This is a genomic window from Streptomyces sp. NPDC058092 (assembly GCF_042884935.1).
GTDB lineage: Bacteria > Actinomycetota > Actinomycetes > Streptomycetales > Streptomycetaceae > Streptomyces.
In genome coordinates, this window is sequence record NZ_JBHVSY010000027.1 from 95,343 (window position 1) to 112,747 (window position 17,405).

The window sequence follows — 17,405 nt, forward strand, 5'->3', positions numbered from 1 at the left end:
TCGATAGACCTGTTCGAGACGCGCGGGCGAAGCCGCCCACCCCGGCGGGTGATGACCGCCGTGCACTTCACCAGGGCACTACGCCGGCGTCTTCGAAGAACTTGCCGGTCGGGCCGTCGTCAGGCAAGGTGGCCAGCTTGATGGCGATCGCCGCGCCCTGTTCGGGGGTGCGCACGCCGCGGAAGCCGTTGAGGTCGGTCGCGACGTAGCCGGGGCAGCCCATGTTGATCAGGATGTTCGTGCCGCTCAACTCCCGGGCGTACTGCAGGGTGACGGCATTCAGGAACGTCTTCGACGGCGCGTACGCCACGGCCACCGGCCCCGTCGTCAGCTCAGCTTGTTCTTTATCTACCAGGACCTGCCAGGCTTGCCGATTGCCTTGAGGGTCTTGGGGCGTTTGACGGTCTTGCCGACGTCGTAACGGGGTGCCCGGTGTCTGTTCTTGGCACCGAGTGGCCGTCCGGGGCCGGCGCCCCGGGGTTTGGGAACACGGGTCGGGCAGGCGAGGTGAGCGCGGATGTTCCTGAACCCGCGGCGGACCCGGGCCGGGGTGAGCCGGTCGGAGGTGGTGGGTTTCTCCCAGGGCCGGCGGAGGTCCGCGACGAGGGGCCGGGCGAGCCGGAGCTGAGTGTGAGCGACGATCAGGATCCAGGTCCAGCAGTCCGCCGCCTCGGGAGTACGGAGTTTCGGAGTGGTCCAGCCCAGGGTCTGCTTCGCGAAGCGGAACGTGTGCTCCAGATCGAAGCGACGGAGAAACGCCTGCCAGAAGCGGTCCACGTCGCCCGGGGTGGCGCCGGTCTTGGAAGACCATAACCACACCGGCGGGGCCTCCCGGTCCTTCGACAGATGCTCGACCTTCAACCGCAGCAACGTCCCCTCGATCAAAGGAAGTTCACCGTCGTGGTCGAGCCAGGAGGAGCGGTGGGTCAGCCGTGGGTGGACCCGGTCCCACGCTTGGGCCTCAGCCTTGCCGTAGTTGGTGGTGTCCGTGACGGTGGTGATCGCGGGCTCGGGCCAGGTCTCCGGCTTGGTGAAGCGGAATTCCAGGCCGTGCTTGGGCGGCCGGCCGTTGACGCCGTGCATCCTCGGTGGTTTCGGCAGACGCATCACACGGTCGGAGCGGACCCGGCCGACCAGCTCGACCGGCAGGTCGCGCAGGACCCAGGCCAGGCGCGTGACGTCGTAGCCGGCGTCGCTGACGATCACGATGGCCGGGTCCCCGGCCTGCCACTGGCCCGCGGCGATGAGCCGTTCAACGACTCCTCGGAGCTGGGCGGCGGTGACCGCGGTCGCGTCGTCCGCCGGGCCGAGCCGGACCGCGTCCAGGATCGCGGTCCAGGACGTGGCGCCCGGCTCCAGCACGGCCACGAAGGAGTAGGGCCAGCCCGGAATGAACTGTGACGCCGTCTTCGCACGGCCGTAGACGTGGCAGAACAGGCGTTCCGCCGAGCACGGCGCGTCCGAGCGAAGCCACGGCGACACATCGACTGCCAGGACCAGGCGACCGCCGTCGAATCGCGGCAGCGGCAGCCCGGCCAGCACCGTCAGCAGCCTGTCGACGTTGATGCGGCCATGGTTCAAGCCGCCGTACATCGCTCCGTGCCCACGCCGGTGCTCGGGCAACAGCGTCAAGTCCACCGGGGACTTCACCGCACCGTCCGCGCACAGCACCGCGTCCGCCAGCTCGAACAACTCGTCGCGCCGGGCGGTCAGACACCCGTAGAACTCTCCCCGGAAGCGTGACGCTTCCGCGAACGCTTCCCTCCGGACAGCAGCAGGCAGCAGACTCACCCTCACGGCCTTCGTCTCGGTCACGTGCACCTTGGTCGGAGCACAGGATCAGACGAAGGCCGCCCCCACGTCCGGCGAATCCCCAGGTGAGCGATCCAGTTCGAGATGCCGTTCGAAGCCGGAACGACCCATTTCATCAAATGTGTGGCGGATATGCCGGGCTGGCAGGATTTCCCGAAAGGCGCTGAGACAGATGAAGTAGGGTGCCGCCAACCAACCGGGGGCAGCATGACGCAGCAGGCATCGACAGGTCCGCTTGCCCAGGACGGGGAAGGGCGACCGCGTCACCTGCCGCGACGGGTGCTGTTCGTCGTGGCGGCGTATGTCATCTGTTTCCTCTGGGGAACCGCCATGCACCTCGTGGACCTGGCAGGTGGCGGTCACAACAGCTATGCCTCTCCCGCACCGGCTCCCATCCGGGTCTACTTCGTCGCTCTGGTCCTGCTCGACCCTCTGGTGGCCGTTCTGCTGGTACGAGTCCGACCAATCGCCGTGACTATGGCGAGCGCGGTCATGACCGTGGACGTGTCCGCCAACTACTACGTCAACTGGCCGCAGATCTCACAACACCCGGACTACCTGCTCCGGCCCCTCGGGCTACTGCCGATCACCCTGTTCGCGCTCTTCGTCGCCGTGACCGCATCACCCCTCTACCGGCACCTGGCCCGGACAGCCGGAGAACGGAAGCTGATGAGCGACAACGTCGGTTGATGCAGTCCGTCCCATCCTCAACGCGGGCGACGGAACGCGGAAGATAAAGAACAAGCTGAGTGCCTGTTTGCAAAGCCTCGCTGTGTGTTTTCCCAGCTCAGGATTCGAACTGCGCAGTTTCCGGGTGGCGGGTAGGGCAGGCGGGCTAGGTGTCCTGTCTCGCTGAAGCCGAAGCAGTCTCGGTCGATGTGAGGCATCGGGTTGTACGTCTCGCTCAATCTCGGGCAACTGCCCCTGTGTCTCGCGTGTCAGCCCGAAGCGTCCATCAGGGCGGTGACATAGGCATCCAGCCGATCCTCCACAGCTCGCGTCGTCAGCTCTGTTCTCCCGGCCTCCCGCCACGGCTGCGACACCGACTGCACTTCCTCCGAGGCGGCCAGCGCGTCCCGCACCCGCCAGTACAGCCGCTCGCTCTCGCTCGCAGCCAGCACACCGCCGGCCTCCTCGTACGCCTCGGCGAACCACAGCCCCCAAGCCGGGCCGTGCAGCAGCGCGAGATTGACGGAGCAGTGCGCCACATCGAGATCGGCCGGGCCCCAGGAGGCTCCTGCCCAGTCGATGACGCCGGTGATCCGAGCGCGTTCCGGGTTCGAAGGCGGCACGTCGAACAGCACGTTGCCGGGTTGGAAGTCCCGGTGCAGGAAGCGCCCTTCATAGGGTGGCGCGGGTCTGCGGATCACTTCGATAGCCGCGGCCCATACGGCCGCGTCGGCGCCCTTGGGAACCACGACGGTGTCGGCGGTCGTCAACGTCGTATATTCCCGGGGCCGCTCAGCGGGGTACACCGCGTGGATCGCGACAAGTTGACGGGCCAGCAGGCGCACACGCGTCTCCGCTCCCATATCGTCAAGGACCGTCCGGCCCGCCAGATGGGTCATCAGGAGCGACGGATACTCGCACTGCGCGGCGGTCGGATCAACCGCGACCAGTGAAGGAGCCGGCACGCCGGTCTCCGCGAGCAAGGTCAGAGCTCCGGCCTCCCCAATCAGCCCGTCCTCGGCGTTCTCCATGTGGAACGGGTCGACGTAGCTCCGCAGCACCAGGTCACGGGTGCCTCCGTCCCGTGTGCCGATGATCAGCCTCCGCATCTCGGCGGTGATGCCGCCGTGCAGCGCCTCGGCTTTGACGATCCGTTCGCCAGCTTCCAGGTGCCGACCCACCCAAGCCAGCGTCAACGGTCGGACGGTCGCGGTCTCATCGTGGTTCATCACCGTGCCACCTCATCATCCGGGCGGCGGCACGGGCGAAGGCTTTTACGGGTACCGACGGCCGTGCGGCTCAGTCCTTCCAGCAAGCCTGGATCCGGACGCAGATGCTCTACGAAGCGCAACTCAGAAGTCAGTTGGGCGAGGCAGACGGACACTCGGCATCTCACTCAACCTGAGACACACCAGGTCAGACGGCCGCCGTACCTCAGCTCCAGCGAGGCGGGACACTAGGCTCATGACAGCTGGTTCGCCGCGACCCCGCGGCCGGTTAGGCCACTCGCCGTCCTTGACCCCGACGCGGGTGGCTGTATGGGGTTGGGCAGGGCTGACGGTCCGGGGAGTCTTGGTGGGACTGCTGACCGTCAGGGCCAAGATGATCAGTCGCGTTGGGCTTCGCGGGAGGTCGGCTGTCCGCTCCTGCGAGAGCTTCGGCGGGTGATCCGCCTGGTCATAAGGGTGATCGCAGCCCAGGTGATGAGCGATTCCGAGTGCTGGATGAGCCGTTCGTAGTCACGTGCGTGCCGACGGGCGTGCATGACCCAGGCGTGAGAGCGTTCGACGACCCAGCGCCGGGGCAGGACGACGAAGCCGGGCACGTTTTTCGGGCGGCTGACGGTCTTGATCGTCAGGTTCAGGAAGGTCTTCGCCCAGCTCACGAGCTGTCCGGCATAGGCGGAGTCGGCCCAGACGATGGTGATCTCCGGGTGCATCAGCCGCAGCCGGAACAGCACTTCCTTCGCCGCGTTGCGGTCGGTCATGTCGGCGGGGGTGACCATGATGAACAGCGGCAGACCCTTGGTGTCCACGACCAGGTGCCGCTTGCGGCCGTTGATTTTCTTGCCGGCGTCGTAGCCGCGGGAGTCCTTGCCGACGGTGTCGGCCGCCTTGACCGACTGAGAGTCGATGACGGTGGCGACCGCTCCGGGCGCCTTGCCCATCTCGCGGCGGATCCGCTTGCGGAGCTGGTCGCGGATCTGCCCGATGACACCGGCCGCGGCCCAGCGGGCCATGAACCCGTAACACGTGCGCCAGGGCGGGAAGTCGTTGGGCAGGGCCCGCCACTTGCAGCCGGTGTCGACGACGTAGCGGATGGCGTCCACGATCTCGCGGCGCGGGTGCTTCTCCGGGCGCCCGCCGGTCGAGGTCTCGCAGGCCGGCACCGGCAGCAGCGGTTCGATCAGCATCCACTCGTCGTCCCAGGTGTCCGAGGGGTAGCAGCGCCTGCGCGGCAACGGACTCTCCTCCCTCAAGACGGGGGTGGGACCGGCCGCTTCGCGGCCGGTCCCACCGGTCAGGCGTCGGTGAAGTCGGCGATCACATCGAGTGTGGACTCGACCGAGTTGAGCTGGGTGTTGAGGTGTTTGATCCACCGGCCCTTGGGCTGGAGAGCGGCGTGCGGGGCGACAGTTCCGGTGATGGTGCTGTTCACCAACGCCGCTTCCGTGCTGATCGGCGTCGGCATGTACGCCTTCATGCTGATCGCACCGCAGCTGCTCCAGTTCCCCGAAGCCACCGGCTACGGCCTGGGCCAGTCGATGCTGGCCGCGGGTCTCTGGATGGCGCCCGGCGGCGTGATGATGATGATCATTTCTCCGCTCGGCGGCAAGCTCATCAACAAGCGCGGCCCCAAGTTCGCCCTGATCTGCGGTGCCCTGGTGATCGCGACCGGATACGGCATCTCCCTCCCCCTCATGGGCACCGCGTGGGGCCTGATGATCGTCGGCATCGTCATCAACAGCGGCGTCGCCCTCGCCTACGGCGCCATGCCCGCGCTGATCATGGGCGCGGTTCCCATCTCCGAGACGGCTTCGGCCAACGGCTTCAACACGCTGATGCGCTCGCTCGGAACCACCATGGGATCGGCGGTGATCGGCGTCGTCCTGGCACAGATGACCATCACCATGGGCGGCCAGTCGCTCGCCTCCGAAGGCGGCTTCCGCACGGGCCTGCTGATCGGCTGCGGTGTCGCACTCGTCTCGGCCGCCGTCGCCTGCCTCATCCCGGCGGTGCGCCGCAGCGCGAACTCCTCGGCCAGCGAGGACGCACCGGCCGAGCAGGCACCTGTACGCGCCTGAGCCGTCGGCCAGCTCCTTGGACACGCGGCCAGGCCCGGCCCTCAACAACTCCCGCCACACGCCCAGGCGCGCGGGAGGCGGAATGTACCGGGTGGTGAGGGGGAGCAGCCGAGTCCAGCGGCTCCCTCCACCCGGGCGCTGCAACCGCAACGACGACAACGCCAACCGGTACGGCCCCGGGCACTCCTCTTCGAGTGCCCGGGGCTCGTACCAGTTGGCGTGACCCGGACGCGCCCGTCCTGGCGGGGCGTGTTCCCCGGCCAGAGGCCGCCAGTTGGACGGGTGCTCCGGTGATGGCCCCGACCAGGGCGAGACCACCACGCAATCGCGCTGATCCCGCCCTGGCCGCAGGACTTCTACAGGGCGGCCTTGGTCCGCAGGACCTCGCCGATGGACTGCTCGCGCCACTGCCGCAGCAGTTCGTGGAACGCGACGGCACCGTGAGGGTAGGAGCTCGCGCTGTTGGGCCGACCGAGCCCTTCGCGGTTGTAGTAGCCGGGGGTGCACTCGGCGTGGAACCACTCGTGGTCGGGGGCGCCCTCGGCCAGAACGGCCTTCCAGGCGTCTTCGGCGTCACGGGACGGTTCGACAAGGGCGCACTCGGCTTCGGCCGCCGCGACCAGGGCGGCGGCATGAACGGCCTGCTCGTCGAGTATGTGCGTGAAGTTCACGCTGCTGGCGTTGTGCAGGGATCCCATCTGGATCAGGTTCGGGAAGCCGTTGCTGGTGAAGCCGTGCAGAGTCCGCGGGCCCTGTTGCGCCCACGCGTGCAGCAGCTGGGTGCCGCCACGGCCGTGCACGGGGAGCTTGCCCGAGTGGATACCGGAAACCCCGACGGAGAACCCCGTGGCGAAGATCAGGCAATCGAGTTCGTACGTCTCGCCGCCGACGACGACACCGTGTTCGGTGACGCGCTCGATGCCGTGGGTGTCTGCCGTGTCGACCAGGGAAACGTTGTCACGATTGAAAGCCGAATAGTACTTGTCAGAGAAAGTGGGGCGCTTGCAGGCATACCGGTACCAGGGCTTGAGCTTCTCCGCCGTGTCCGGGTCGGTGACCGTCTGCTCGACACGGGAGCGCAGTTCGTTCATCTTCGCGGCGTCGGCGGCCTCGTAGGCGGCTTCGAAGGCCGGCCCCCCGTCCTGGCGGCGGAAGCTCGGCAGGAGCTTTTCCAGGAGACCGGCCGACGCGGTCCACCCGTCGGCGACGAGGTCGCGGTCGGTCGCCTCGCCGGAGACGATGCGCAGGAAGTTCTCGCGGCGCTCCCCGGCCCAGCCGTCGCGGTCGGCGCCCACATCCTGTCCGCTGGTGCGGCGGTTGGCGCGCACGTCCACGCTGGAGGGGGTGCGCTGGAAAACGTAGACGCGCTGGGCGTCCTCGGCCAGCATCGGGACAACCTGGACGCCGGTGGCGCCGGTGCCGACGACGCCCACCCGCTTGCCGATGAGGCCGGTCATGCCGCCGTCCGGGGTGCCGCCGGTGTAGGCGTAGTCCCAGCGCGACGTGTGGAAGGTGTGGCCCTGGAAAGTCTCGATGCCGGGAATCCCGGGGAGCTTGGGCTCGGACAGGGTGCCGGTGGCGGTGACGACGTACGTGGCGTGGAACGCGTCGCCCCGGTCGGTGGCCACGATCCACGTCTCGGACGCCTCGTCCCAGGTGAGTGAGGTGACCGCGGTGGAGAACAGGGCGTCCGGGTAGAGGTCGTACTTCTGCGCGATGCGCACCGCGTGGCGGCGGATCTCCTCGCCGGGGGAGTACTTCCATTCCGGCACGTAGCCGGTCTCGTCGAGCAGCGGCAGGTAGACGTGCGACTCGATGTCGCAGTGGATGCCCGGGTAGCGGTTCCAGTACCAGGTGCCGCCGAAGTCACTGCCCTTCTCGATGATCCGGACGCGTTCGACGCCCTGCTGCCGCATCCGGGCACCGGCGAGGATGCCGCCGAACCCGCCGCCGACCACGGCGATGTCGACGGTGTCGTGCAGCGGCTCACGCTCGGCCGGCTCACCCGCGTAGGGATCGGCGGCCCAGTAGCCGAACTCGGCTTCGGTCTGACGGTATTGGCGGGCGCCGTCGGGTCGTACGCGCCGTTCACGTTCGAGGCTGTAGCGCTGCCTCAGCGCGGCGAGTCCGTTGGGGTCCGACGGTTGAGTGGTCGTCATGTGGGGGTCTCACTCCAATCGGTCGGCCGCCCCGGATCGAGCGGTCATCCGCTACCGTAACAACAACCGGACAACACTGTCCGGTTGCGGCACGGGTGAGCCATGACACCCGTGCAGGACGCCTCCACGCCGTCGCTGAGCCCCACAAACCTCCCGGCCTGCGGCGCCCCCGCACACCGCAGACAGGAAGAGCGATCCCCCATGCGACGATTCCCGGCCCGATCCCTTGCCGTGCTCGCCACCGTCGGCACCCTGACCCTCACCGCCTGCGGCACCGAGACAAGCGGCCCCGCCGGTGGCGCACCGGCCAGCACCGGCGCGGGCAGGACCATCCACGCCGACAAAGTCATGCAGGTCACGAAGGTCCACGAAGAGAGCGGGATGACCCTGCTCGAAGGCCCGACCTTCGACGAGAACGGCAACCTGCTCGTCGTCGACGTCACCGCGCCCGCGGGGAAGCCGAAGGTGATACGCATTGACGTGAAGAAGAAGACGTCCCGGGGAATCCACACGGACGGTCGGGGGGCTTACACCTCGGCACAGTTCAGCCCGTACGACGGCCGCCTCTACCTGTCCGACTACGCCCACGGCGAGGTCGTCAGCCTGGCACCGGACGGAAGCGACCCGCGGACCTTCTTCTCCGGGGAGGTCGACGGAGCGCCGATGAATCCCGACGACATCGCGTTCGACAGGGAGGGCAACCTCTACGTCAGCGACTCACTCGGCCTGTCCGCGGGAGAAGCGCACGGCCGTGTCGTGCGGATCGACCGGGACGGCAAGAAGTCCGCCGTCCTCGCCAACGGGCTGGCCGCGACGAACGGAATCTCGTTCGACGTGGACTACCGGGGGCTGTGGATCAGCGAACTCACACAGAACCGGATCTCCTACCTCCGCCTCGACGGAGAGGGAAAGGTGACCTCCCGGCACGCCGCCATCCGCGTGGACGGCGGGATCGCCCAGACCGACTCGATCGCCGTGGACGCGGACGGCAACCTCTACCAGGCGCTCCACGGCCGAGCCGCCATGGCCGTGTATAACCAGCACGGCGAACGCCTGGCGACGGTCGAGATCCCCGCCCACACAAAGGGGCTAGAGTCGGCGACGAACGTGGCGATCACTCCTGGCGGGACCAAGGCGTACATGACCGTCAGCGGGCCCGTCGGCGGGTACCTGTACACCTTCGACGCGCTGGCGAAGGGCATCCGGCAGTCCAACGGCGGCTGACACCCAGCCCGGCTCACGCCTCGAAAGGCCGCACCGGTCCCACCTCGACGCCGAGCAGCTGCCAAGCCGACGCCGCTCGGCGTTCCCGCGCCTCGCGTGTGGGACCGCTGACGGCGCCGGAAACCATGGCAACGGCGAGCATGAGGTCGTTCCCCCCACTCAGCCGATGCCCCTGCTGCAGATGCTTGCGCAGAGCACTCTCAACCCGTTCCGACAAGGCGAGCGCGTATGGGAGATCGTCCGGCCGACCGACGGCCCCGTGCGCGTGCAACAGGCCCACGAAAGCCGTGGACTCCGTCAGGTGCCAGGTCAACACGCCGAGAACATCAGCGAAGCTCACGCCCTCGACCACCGCGGCTGCCTGTTCGATCTGCCGGACGTTCTCCTCCAGAACCGCATTCGCCACTGCCGCACGGTCGGGAAAATGCCGGTACAACACGCCCTGCCCGACCCCAGCTCGGCGCGCGATCGCGGAAAGCGGAGCATCCAGCCCGTGCTCCGCATACACCTCTCGCGCGGCAGCGACCAGAGCACCCCGGTTACGGGCAGCCACCTTCGGCCCATGATTCGCGGGCCGTCTCTCGTCGGGCAAATGGGGCTGGGCCATCCCGAAAGGGTACCGGGGGCTCAGGTAAACCAGTTCGCCGAGGACAACACCCTCCAGGTCGCCAACGGCACAGCGACGGCACCCGCCCTCGCCGTGCCGCCGGTACCTTGCAAACGGAAGGGGCGACCGGCCCGCGACGGGGCCCGGGTAACCGTCCGGCGAGAGCCGGCGGAGTGGTCCCGTTCAGCGCCCAGGCCAGCATGTGCGCGGTGTCCCGGGTGTGCACCCACCCGGCCAGCGGATGCGGTCCGCCGCCGTCGTCGAGCCCGGCCGCGACGATGCGGTGATCTGCGGCCAGCCACAGGCCCCGATCGGTGTCCGTCGGCGGCGCCAGCATGCTCCGCTGGGTCCAGGCGCCCGGCTCGGTGGCGACGCGCTGCCGGAAGTCCTCGCTCAACCAGATCCGCTCCATGCCGTGCCCGGCCCGGTGCGCGCCTCCGCCGGAACGAAGGGCCGGTGAGCACTCCTTCAACCGTCGTTGCAGGGGGGCGCGGTCACGGAAGAGCTCGTTGAGCCGACCGGATCGCCCTGCTGGGGATCCGGGCCCTCCCTGGGACCTTGGCTGACCTGTTCACCTCCCCAGGCAATACGGCGGCACACCCCCGATGGCCAGCCCCAGACCGCGCCGACTTCCTGCCCCGGGGCGTCACAGCCAATGGCCATCGACGTGCGTGGGCGGCGGCCGGGAGCGTCAGTGCCATGGACATACGGCCCGTAATGTCCCTGCCTGAGACCGCTGCACTCTCACACCCGCGCCCTGCCGCACCCGCTCCGTTCGCTCGAGATGGACGACGAGACTGTCGCCGAACGGGGAAGGCTCATTCCGTGATTCGCGCGCGGGCGTCGTAGCTCAGCTGTCGCGAATCACCCCGTCGAATCACGACCGTGAGAAGGATTTCCCCACACCATCTAATCATCCATGGCCGCCGACACCATCGCCTGATGCCTTGTTGTTGCACACAGGGTCGACCAGAAGTCAACAGCGAATACTAGGCCATTCCCACTGCCTTCCGGCTGGCTGCATAATTCTTTGCCCACACCGCTGGACTCACTGTCAAGCGCGATATCCTCCACAGCTGAAAACTGCTGAGCAGCCGCCCTGGCCAGCAATGTTGTGGTGTTACGGTGGAATCTGGCTAACTCTCAACACCTGAGGTTGACGAAGTGAGAAATCGGCTTGTCGTCAAGGGCGCGCGGCAGCATAATCTCCGTGACGTGTCCGTGGAACTGCCGCGGGACGCGCTGATCGTGTTTACGGGTGTGTCCGGATCCGGAAAGTCAAGTCTGGCGTTCGATACTATATTCGCCGAAGGTCAGCGGCGCTATGTCGAATCCCTCTCGGCATATGCGCGACAGTTTCTCGGGCAGCTCGAGAAGCCCGACGTCGATGCCGTCGAGGGGCTGTCCCCGGCGATCGCCATCGATCAGAAGACGTCGAGTCGCAACCCGCGCTCCACGGTCGGCACCATCACCGAGGTCTACGACCACCTGCGGTTGCTGTACGCCCGCATCGGCCGCCCCCATTGCCCCGAGTGCGGCGAACCAGTCAGCCGGCAGACCCCGCAGCGCATCGTCGACCTGCTGCTGGACGAGGACGAAGGGACCCGTTTTCAGGTGCTGGCCCCGGTCGTCCATGACCGAAAGGGCGAGCATGCCGAGGTTTTCCGTCAGCTGTCCGCTGACGGATTCAGCCGGGTGCGGGTGGACGGGACGGTCCTCGCACTGGCCACCCCGCCCGCGCTCGATAAGCGCAAGAAGCACTCCATCGACGTAATCGTGGACAGGCTGGCCGTCAAGCGGGATATCCGGCAGCGGCTGACGGAGTCAGTGGAAACTGCACTGGGAGTCGGTGGCGGTGTCCTGCGGGTCGAGTTCATAGACCGGGAGCCTGGCTGGGCCGGGCGCGAGCTGGTCTTCTCCGAGGCGATGGCCTGCCCACGCTCCCACGACATCGGCTTGGAGTCGCTAGAGCCGAGGTTGTTCTCCTTCAACGCCCCTTGGGGCGCCTGCCCTGCCTGCACGGGCATCGGTTCGGCCATGGAAGTCGACCCCAATCTCGTCGTACCCGACGAGACCAAGTCGCTAGCCGAGGGCGCCATCGCCCCATGGACCAACACCAGCGGCGCCGACTACTTCACCCGTCTTCTCGAAGCTCTGGCCTCCGACGCCGGATTCAGCACCGCCACTCCCTGGCACCAGCTCTCCTCCGAGATGCAGGAGATGGTGCTGCACGGGGCGGACCGTCGGCTGCACCTCTCATTCCGGAACCGGCTGGGCCGCGAGCGTTCGTACCTGGCCCGCTTTGAAGGCGTGATACCGCACATCGTGCGCCGCTTCGCCGAAGGCATCGAGTCTGGTGGCGCGTCGAATCGCTTCGGTGGATACATGCGTGCAGTGCCCTGTGCGGCCTGCGGAGGCGCCCGCCTGGCCCCAGCCGTCCTGTCGGTCACCGTTGGAGGGCACAGCATCGCTCAGACAGCCGCGCTGCCGCTCGGTGAACTCGCCCGCTTTGTGGCGGCGTTGCAGCTGACAGGCAGTGAGCGGCGGATCGCGGAAGCCGTCCTCGCGGAGATTGGTGAGCGGTTGCGATTCCTGCTCGACGTGGGCTTGGACTATCTCTCACTCAACCGGCCTGCCGCCTCCCTCTCCGGCGGGGAGGCCCAGCGGATCCGGCTGGCAACGCAGATCGGCGCCGGACTGACCGGCGTGCTGTACGTGCTGGACGAGCCCTCCATCGGGCTGCACCAGCGCGACAATCAGCGGCTCATCGAGACACTCAAGCGGCTACGCGACCGTGGCAACACCGTGATCGTCGTCGAACACGACGAGGAGACCCTGCAGGTCGCCGACTGGGTGGTCGACATCGGCCCCGGCGCCGGTACACACGGCGGCCGCATCGTCTGCTCAGGCACCGTGCAGGAGGTCGCCGAGCACCCCGAGTCCGTCACCGGCGCCTATCTCTCCGGACGCCGAACCATTCCCCTGCCCGCACGGCGCCGAAAGCCGACGGCAGGCCGGGCCCTCACCGTGCACGGGGCCTGCGAGCACAACCTACGTGATATCACCGTGTCCTTCCCGCTCAGTCTGTTCACCGTGGTCACCGGCGTCTCCGGCTCCGGCAAGTCGACCCTGGTCAACGACATCCTGCACACCGCCCTCGCCCAGCAGATCCACCGTGCGTACAAGGTGCCCGGCCGACACCGCACTATCGCCGGCGTCGAGCACCTCGACAAGGTGGTCCAGGTCGACCAGACCCCGATCGGCCGCAGCCCTCGGTCCAACCCGGCAACTTACACGGGCGTCTTTGACCACCTGCGCAAGCTGTTCGCTCAGACCCCGGAGGCAAAAGTCCGTGGCTACCAGCCCGGCCGGTTCTCCTTCAACGTCAAGGGCGGCCGCTGCGAGCACTGCTACGGCGATGGCACCGTCAGGATCGAGATGAACTTCCTACCGGACGTGTACGTGCCGTGCGAGGTGTGCAGAGGCGCCCAATACAACCGCGAGACCCTGGATGTCCACTACAAGGGCAAATCCATCGCCGACGTCCTCGCCATGACCGTGACAGAAAGCCTGGAGTTCTTCGACGGTCACCAGATCATCTCCCGCCACCTACGGGCCCTGGACAACGTCGGGCTCGGCTACGTCAAGCTCGGCCAAGCGGCCACCACCCTGTCCGGAGGCGAGGCGCAGCGTGTCAAACTCGCCGCCGAACTCCAACGCCGTAGCCGCGGTCGAACCCTCTACGTACTGGACGAACCCACCACCGGCCTGCATGTCGCCGACGTTGACCGTCTGCTGACTGCCCTGCAACGCCTCGTCGACGGCGGCAATACGGTCGTCGTCATCGAGCACAACCTAGACGTGATCAAAACGGCAGACTGGATCGTCGACATGGGCCCAGAAGGCGGACACCGAGGCGGAGAGGTCGTCGCCGAGGGCACCCCGGAGGAGATCGCGGCCCACCATTGGTCACACACCGGGCAGTTCCTCAAGCACTTGGTGGGGAACCGATGAACGCCACGGATCTGCAGGACCCGCAGGACCCGCAGGACCTCCAGCTGGACCAGGACGACGAGAGCGAGGCGCCTCCACCCAGTCTTCCCACGGACAGCGGCACCGTCGACCAAGTCAAGGACTACCTCCGGCTCATTGCCAAGGTCAAACTGCTCACCGCCGAACAGGAGGTGGAGCTGGCCAAACGCATCGAAGCCGGACTGTACGCGGAGCACCTTCTCGCCGAAGAGCCAGGCCTGGACCCGCACTACCGTCGCGAACTCAGCCTCCTCGCTGAAGACGGACACCGCGCCAAACAGCACTTCACCGAGGCCAACCTCCGCCTGGTAGTCGCCGTCGCCAAGCGCTTCACCGGACGAGGACTCCACTTTCTTGACCTCATTCAGGAAGGCAACACCGGACTCATCAGAGCCGTCGAGAAGTTCGACTACGTCAAGGGCTTCAAGTTCTCCACCTACGCCACTTGGTGGATCAAGCAGGGAGTCTCCCGGGCCCTTGCCGATCAGAGCCGCACCATCCGCATCCCAGTGCATACCGTGGAAATCATCAACCGCGTGGCGCGGATCCGCCGTGAGTTCCTCCGCGACACCGGGTCCGAGCCCACCCCGCAGGAACTGGCAGACAAGGCGGAAGTCCCGATGGAGAAACTGATCGAACTCGACGCCTACACCAAGGAGCCCGTTTCGCTGGACGTCAGTCTGTCCGACGATGGCAATACCGGGTTCGGTGATCTCATCATGGACAGCGACTTGCCCTCCCCCTGGGAAGTGGTCGCCTTCGGACTTCTCCAGGAAGCCATCCAGGCCATCCTGGCCGGCCTCAGCCCTCGTGAAGCCGGCATCATCTCTCTACGGTTCGGCCTCCTCGGCGGTCGCCCGCGGACCCTGGAGGAGATCGGCAACACCTACGGCGTGACCCGCGAGCGTATACGCCAGATCGAGGGCAAAGCGATGAGCAAGCTCCGGCACCCCTCACGCTCCCATGAGCTGCGGGACTACCTCAGCGACGCGTGACGCACGCCGCTTGATGTTCCAGGCCCGCTTGATCTGCGACAACCAAGCCGCCCACCAAACCGCAGCAGGGAGCCGGTGTACCGGCTTGCCCACCTCTCGTTCAGGACTACAGTCCCGACGAGAGAGCCCTCCGGCTTGCGGTCGCTTCGGATGAGAGCCCTTCGGCCTTTTGCGCGCTGGTCGGTTGCCCTTCTGCTGCTACGTCGGTGCGGTCCGACTGGGCAACGTTGATCGGCACGGCGGAGGGCGGGGACTCGTTTCGGGTGTACGCAGCGTCCGCCGCGCCTTGGCTGACCTGCTTTGCGGACCCCTCGAAGCGAATACCGATGCCGAGTTTTTCCTTGATCTTCTTCTCGATCTCGTTGGCGAGGTCGAGGTTGTCCTTGAGGAAGTTGCGGGAGTTCTCCTTGCCCTGGCCGAGCTGGTCACCCTCGTACGTGTACCAGGCGCCGGCCTTGCGGACGAAGCCGTGCTCCACGCCCATGTCGATCAGTCCGCCCTCACGGCTGATGCCCTGGCCGTAGAGGATGTCGAACTCGGCCTGCTTGAACGGCGGCGCGACCTTGTTCTTGACGACCTTGACGCGGGTGCGGTTACCCACGGCGTCGGTGCCGTCCTTCAGCGTCTCGATCCGGCGGATGTCCAGACGCACCGAGGCGTAGAACTTCAGCGCCCGGCCACCGGTCGTGGTCTCCGGGGAGCCGAACATCACTCCGATCTTCTCGCGGAGCTGGTTGATGAAGATCGCGGTGGTCTTGGACTGGTTGAGCGCGCTGGTGATCTTCCGCAAGGCCTGGCTCATCAGGCGGGCCTGCAGACCCATGTGCGAGTCGCCCATCTCGCCCTCGATCTCCGCACGGGGCACGAGCGCCGCGACGGAGTCGATGACGATCAGGTCGAGGGCGCCGGAGCGGACCAGCATGTCCACGATCTCCAGCGCCTGCTCGCCGTTGTCCGGCTGCGAGAGAATGAGGTTGTCGATGTCGACGCCGAGCTTCTTCGCGTACTCCGGGTCCAGAGCATGCTCCGCGTCGATGAACGCCACCGAGCCGCCGAGCTTCTGAGCGTTCGCCACGGCGTGCAGTGTCAGCGTCGTCTTGCCGGAGGACTCCGGTCCGTACACCTCCACCACGCGACCGCGCGGCAGACCACCGACGCCGAGCGCGACGTCGAGTGCGGTCGACCCGGTCGGGATGACCTCGATAGGCTCCTTCGACCGGTCGCCCATGCGCATCACCGCGCCTTTGCCGAACTGCCGCTCAATCTGCGCTAGTACCAGATCCAGCATCTTGCCCTTGTCAGCCATGCGCAACTCACCCCTCACTCTTCGCTCCGCACGACTGTCGCCCGGAGGATACGACAGCGGGTCCCGACGTGAGGAAGAGGGAAATCGTGAACGCGTGTGCGCGCACTGAGGCGTATCTCATCGATATGCGTGTCGCTTGCATATTATCAGCAAAGCGTCACAGCTGACCGGAGCGCAACGGTCGTTGAGGCATCTCGCCAGAGCAGATTGGCCCGAATCCGTTCGACTGCCGGGTAACGGAGCGTTAGGCACCCGGCTACGCAAACTCGTTAATGCGCGGGCTGACAATTCAAGACCTTTCCGACGGTCCTGAGGCGGCAACTCGCCGCCCATTCCTACCTCTTACCCAGGGCCCCGGGGAGAGTCCTGTTCGCCCAATTTCGTCACGGGCATGGGCGGCGCCCGGACGCAGGATGAGTCGACGGCCGCCACAGGATCAGAGGTCAGCTGGCGGCAGGCCAAGGCGGTCGTGCCATGCCCGACGGCCGGCGGGCGTCACGGTGAGAGCGCGGGTAGTGCCGATGCGCGTCATCCACCCAGTGGCGAGCGCGTGGGCGCACAGGGCGGCACCCACTGCGCCCGCCAGGTGGGGACGGCGCTCGGTCCAGTCGAGGCATGCGCGTACCGGCGGTCGGCGTGAGCCGCCAGGCACCGTGATGCCGACCTCGGCCAGCCAGAGGGCGCCCTTGGCGGTCAGGCCCGGATCGGGCCCCCACTCCAGCAGCCCGCGCTCGACCATTGCGTCGGTGATCGCCAGCGCGACGGTTCCAGCCAGGTGGTCGTAACAAAGTCGCGCGCGGGCCAGTGCCTGCTGCCGGCCGGAGGCCGACAGCGAACGTGGTTGGGCGCTGCGCTGCGGGGCCAGCGCGGCAAGGCTCTCGATCAGTTCGACCACACTGCGGTCGGCCACCCGTACGTAACGGTGGCGTCCGTGCCGCTCCTCGACGAGGAGTCCGCCATTCACGAGCAGATTCAGATGCGACGTCGCGGTGGACGGTGCGACCCCGGCATAACGTGCGAGCTCGTTCGCCGTCCACGCCCGGCCGTCGAGCAGCGCCAGGCAGAAAGCGGCCCGGGTCCCGTCGGCCAGCAGCCTGGCCACGCCCGCCAGGTCTACACCCACGTCCTGACCTGCGCGCTCAATGTTCACGGTCCCATTGTCGCCGACTTCCCTTCGACGTTCGTCGAAGCGTCTGCGTCTTAGAGCCTGTCGGGTGGCTGATCATGCGTGATGCGTGACGGTCGTGATCTGCCTTCCGGGCATGACGACGGCCCCGGAATGATCACGTGGTGTGTG

14 protein-coding genes and 1 pseudogene are annotated in these 17,405 nt (G+C 67.2%); 6 read left to right on the forward strand and 9 right to left on the reverse strand.

Annotated features, from left to right (window positions below; all coding sequences use genetic code 11):
• Positions 1-67: 67 nt before the first annotated feature.
• Positions 68-325 (reverse strand): annotated as a pseudogene (locus tag ACFVV1_RS33355) (SDR family NAD(P)-dependent oxidoreductase); the annotation flags it as partial.
• 23 nt (positions 326-348) lie between these two features.
• Entirely contained in the window at positions 349-1,791 is a 1,443-nt protein-coding gene (locus ACFVV1_RS33360; RefSeq protein WP_389997186.1) for an NF041680 family putative transposase, read from the reverse strand.
• A 228-nt stretch (positions 1,792-2,019) separates the two neighbouring features.
• Here ACFVV1_RS33360 and ACFVV1_RS33365 point away from each other — a divergent pair, with 228 nt between their 5' ends.
• A complete protein-coding gene (locus tag ACFVV1_RS33365; protein ID WP_389997147.1) occupies positions 2,020-2,502 on the forward strand; it encodes a hypothetical protein in 483 nt (160 codons plus the stop codon).
• A 248-nt stretch (positions 2,503-2,750) separates the two neighbouring features.
• Here ACFVV1_RS33365 and ACFVV1_RS33370 read toward each other — a convergent pair whose 3' ends face one another.
• From ACFVV1_RS33370 to ACFVV1_RS33380, 3 genes are all read right to left on the reverse strand, one after another.
• Positions 2,751-3,710, reverse strand: coding sequence for a phosphotransferase family protein (locus ACFVV1_RS33370; RefSeq protein ID WP_389997150.1), 960 nt, complete (start codon positions 3,708-3,710; stop codon positions 2,751-2,753).
• Between the two features lie 377 nt (positions 3,711-4,087).
• Positions 4,088-4,894, reverse strand: coding sequence for an IS5 family transposase (locus tag ACFVV1_RS33375; RefSeq protein ID WP_389997189.1), 807 nt, complete (start codon positions 4,892-4,894; stop codon positions 4,088-4,090).
• A gap of 107 nt (positions 4,895-5,001) precedes the next feature.
• On the reverse strand, positions 5,002-5,139 hold the full coding sequence (locus ACFVV1_RS33380) for a hypothetical protein (protein ID WP_389997153.1): 138 nt from the start codon (positions 5,137-5,139) through the stop codon (positions 5,002-5,004).
• Here ACFVV1_RS33380 and ACFVV1_RS33385 point away from each other — a divergent pair.
• Entirely contained in the window at positions 5,126-5,785 is a 660-nt protein-coding gene (locus ACFVV1_RS33385; protein WP_389997156.1) for an MFS transporter, read from the forward strand. The two genes, ACFVV1_RS33380 and ACFVV1_RS33385, sit on opposite strands and share 14 nt — an antisense overlap.
• A 356-nt stretch (positions 5,786-6,141) precedes the next feature.
• On the opposite strand, the gene ACFVV1_RS33390 is transcribed toward ACFVV1_RS33385, so the two are convergent.
• Positions 6,142-7,944 (reverse strand): flavin-containing monooxygenase, encoded by a 1,803-nt coding sequence (locus ACFVV1_RS33390; RefSeq protein WP_389997159.1) that lies wholly within the window; start codon positions 7,942-7,944, stop codon positions 6,142-6,144.
• Positions 7,945-8,145: 201 nt separating this feature from the next.
• On the opposite strand from ACFVV1_RS33390, the gene ACFVV1_RS33395 reads away from it, so the two are divergent.
• The gene (locus ACFVV1_RS33395) at positions 8,146-9,168 is read left to right on the forward strand and encodes an SMP-30/gluconolactonase/LRE family protein (RefSeq protein WP_389997162.1); all 1,023 of its coding nucleotides are present in this window, start codon (positions 8,146-8,148) and stop codon (positions 9,166-9,168) included.
• A gap of 13 nt (positions 9,169-9,181) precedes the next feature.
• Here the strand turns inward: ACFVV1_RS33395 and ACFVV1_RS33400 are convergent, their stop codons facing one another.
• Positions 9,182-9,775 carry a TetR/AcrR family transcriptional regulator gene (locus tag ACFVV1_RS33400; protein WP_389997165.1) on the reverse strand — a complete coding sequence of 198 codons (594 nt, stop codon included), beginning with the start codon at positions 9,773-9,775 and terminating at the stop codon, positions 9,182-9,184.
• 220 nt (positions 9,776-9,995) lie between these two features.
• On the opposite strand from ACFVV1_RS33400, the gene ACFVV1_RS33405 reads away from it, so the two are divergent.
• The 3 genes from ACFVV1_RS33405 to ACFVV1_RS33415 all read left to right on the forward strand — a co-directional run bounded on the left by ACFVV1_RS33405 (position 9,996) and on the right by ACFVV1_RS33415 (position 14,802).
• A complete protein-coding gene (locus ACFVV1_RS33405) occupies positions 9,996-10,235 on the forward strand; it encodes a hypothetical protein (protein ID WP_389997168.1) in 240 nt (79 codons plus the stop codon).
• 704 nt (positions 10,236-10,939) lie between these two features.
• Entirely contained in the window at positions 10,940-13,789 is a 2,850-nt protein-coding gene (gene uvrA / locus ACFVV1_RS33410) for an excinuclease ABC subunit UvrA (protein ID WP_389997170.1), read from the forward strand.
• Complete coding sequence (locus tag ACFVV1_RS33415; protein ID WP_389997173.1) at positions 13,786-14,802, forward strand: RNA polymerase sigma factor; 1,017 nt, start codon at positions 13,786-13,788, stop codon at positions 14,800-14,802. Before uvrA ends, ACFVV1_RS33415 begins: the two co-directional genes overlap by 4 nt.
• Positions 14,803-14,908: 106 nt before the next feature.
• Here ACFVV1_RS33415 and recA read toward each other — a convergent pair whose 3' ends face one another.
• Entirely contained in the window at positions 14,909-16,108 is a 1,200-nt protein-coding gene (gene recA, locus ACFVV1_RS33420) for a recombinase RecA (RefSeq protein WP_389997175.1), read from the reverse strand.
• Between the two features lie 436 nt (positions 16,109-16,544).
• Positions 16,545-17,258, reverse strand: coding sequence for an ArsR/SmtB family transcription factor (locus ACFVV1_RS33425; protein WP_389997178.1), 714 nt, complete (start codon positions 17,256-17,258; stop codon positions 16,545-16,547).
• Positions 17,259-17,405: the final 147 nt, after the last annotated feature.